Origin of the sequence: Candidatus Magnetobacterium casense, assembly GCF_019173545.1 — a bacterium.
Lineage (GTDB): Bacteria > Nitrospirota > Thermodesulfovibrionia > Thermodesulfovibrionales > Magnetobacteriaceae > Magnetobacterium > Magnetobacterium cryptolimnobacter.
Genome location: NZ_JABXWD010000446.1, coordinates 1 through 2,549, shown reverse-complemented (window position 1 = coordinate 2,549; position 2,549 = coordinate 1). Strand labels below are relative to the sequence as shown.

General features: G+C 52.8%; 1 protein-coding gene. It reads right to left on the bottom strand.

The window, feature by feature from the left end; genetic code table 11:
* Positions 1-2,310: type I restriction-modification system subunit M (locus tag HWQ67_RS20055; protein ID WP_255317328.1), on the bottom strand; the 2,310-nt coding region annotated here is incomplete at its 3' end.
* Positions 2,311-2,549: the final 239 nt, after the last annotated feature.

Genomic DNA, 2,549 nt, shown 5'->3' with positions numbered 1-2,549 from the left:
TCCCATCAGCAGTTCATCCAACAATACCCCGGCCTCTTTTTCCATGGCAAGAATGTCGGCCCGGATCTCTTCCAGGGTGCGTAACGGTTGTGGCTTGTAAAAATGGCGGGTGAAACTCACCTCGTAGCCAATCTTGGTTGCCCCCTCCTTGATCCAAGCATCGGGGGTGTAGGGAAGAACTTCCCGGCGAATGAATGCCTCAATACCTCCTTCTTCCAAGAGGGGTACCTGCTCGGTATCCCGCAGAGCAGCATCTGGTTCGTACTCCACAAGGCATGGCCGGCCGTTTACCGTCGATTGGAATAGCCCCCGCAGAGGATCTGCTTTGCCTGGCCCGGCTCCCCTGGCAGGTTTGTGTACCTTGGCGATGACCGGGGCGGCGGTTTCGACGCGCCAACTGACAACTCTCAGGAGCAAGTTCATGTCAGAGGCGGTCAGCTTGATGCTTTCCTCTCCCAACGCCTGAATCACCTGCTGTCGGAAAAGGTTGTGGTCCTCAAAAACCTGATCTCCCAATTTGTCGCGCAATACGCCAGCGACCTCCACCAGACGCCCGTCTCTTTCCCAGGATTTGGGATCCAGCAGTCTCTTTTTGATCTTCTCTGGCAGCTCCTTCTTGGTATTGCCGCCTTCCTCATCCTCTTCGGCACTCTCTTCTTCGTCGCTATACAGTTGGGTAAGTTGCTTTTCCACTGTGGTGGAGATGCTGGCAAAGTGGGTGAACAGGCCATCACCGAATTCCTCATAAAGTCGGGCCCGCAATTCACTGTTTCCTGAAGCAAACCGCAACGTTTCTATTGAGTCACGTGACAGTTGGCTGTACAGGCGTAACGGGCGTTCCACTGTCACCTTCCAGTAGCCAAAGGCGGCGTTTGGAAAAATTTTGGACTCCGGTGTCTCAGCAAAGTCCAGAAAAGTTCGGCTGATACGTTCGATCTCCTCGTTTGAGAGCTCGCAGTTCTTCTTGCCCAGATTTTTCCGCAACGGCTTGTACCAGCCACTGGCATCAATGAGCTGCACCTTGCCTCTTCGGTGTTCCGGCTTTTGGTTGGAAAGCACCCAGATGTAGGTGGCAATACCGGTATTGTAGAACAGATTGAGCGGCAAGGCGACAATGGCCTCCAGCCAATCATTTTCTATGATCCATCGGCGGATGTTGCTTTCTCCCTGGCCTGCATCTCCGGTGAAGAGGGATGAACCGTTGTGGACCTCGGCAATCCGACTGCCAAGGGCCGACTTGTTGTTCATCTTCGAGGCCATATTGGCCAGGAACAGCATTTGCCCATCACTGGACCGGGTGACAAGGGATAACTCTTCTCCCGCATGCATTACCTTGAAACGGGGGTCACGCACACCGCCCTTGCTGCCCATCGCTTCCAGATCTTTTTTCCAACTCTTGCCATAGGGTGGATTGGAGAGCATGAAGTCGAACTCGTGGGCAGGAAATGCATCGTGAGAGAGGGTGGACCATTCGGCTCCACCGACGATGCGTGCGGCACGATCTCCCTCCCCTTTGAGCAGCATATCAGCTTTGCAGATGGCATAGGTTTCGGGATTGATCTCCTGCCCGTACAAATGGCAATCGACACGCTGTTTGCGATTGCCGGCCAGTACCTGCAACGTCTCCTCTGCCACAGTGAGCATACCACCAGTGCCGCAGGCACAATCGTAAAGCAGATACGTTCCAGACTTGATGAGGTCAACGACGGGCAAGAATACGAGGTTGGCCATCAGTCGCACGGCATCTCTGGGTGTCCAGTGCTCGCCTGCCTCCTCGTTGTTTTCTTCGTTAAATTTGCGGACCAACTCCTCGAACACGGTCCCCATGGAGTGGTTATCGATACCTGCAGGGGAGAGGTCGATTTCCGGATCAAGAAATTTGTTGATCAACGTGCCGAGAGAGTCGGCTTTGGACAGCGTGGAAAGTTGGTTGCGAAACTTGAAGTTATTGAGGATGTCTTGAACGTTCGGTGAAAAGCCGTTGAGGTAATCCTCGAAGTCTGCCAGAAGTTGCTGTTGGGTGCCACGAGATTTCAGGTCACGGAGTGTGAACCGGGATGTGTTGTAGAAGGCATGACCAGATGCCGCAGAGAGTGCCGCACTTTGCTCGGTAATGTTTGCGTCGTCCAACATTTTTTTGGTGTCGAGCACGGCTGCTTTGGTGGGCTCCAAGACCGCGTCCATGCGTCGCAAAACACACATGGGCAGGATGACATCGGGGTATTTTCCACGTTTGAAAAGGTCGCGGAGTACGTCGTCGGCGATGCCCCAGATAAAGGAGACAATCTTGCCATGTGTCGAATAGTTCATGTATTCACCTGAATTTAATGTGTAATTACAGTATGATACGATACCGATGAATCATAAGACACTTTCCTGCATTCAAGCTTGAGCCTTTCCACCATGTGCGACCATGTCTGGGCAAGAGACACGATGGATTCATCAATCGACCCTCCATCCTAGCAGATCAAGCCAGAAGGGAAAGTAAAAACCAAAGGGGATGGAACAACACGCTGAAGATAATCCCTTATCGCTCATCCCAACCGCAT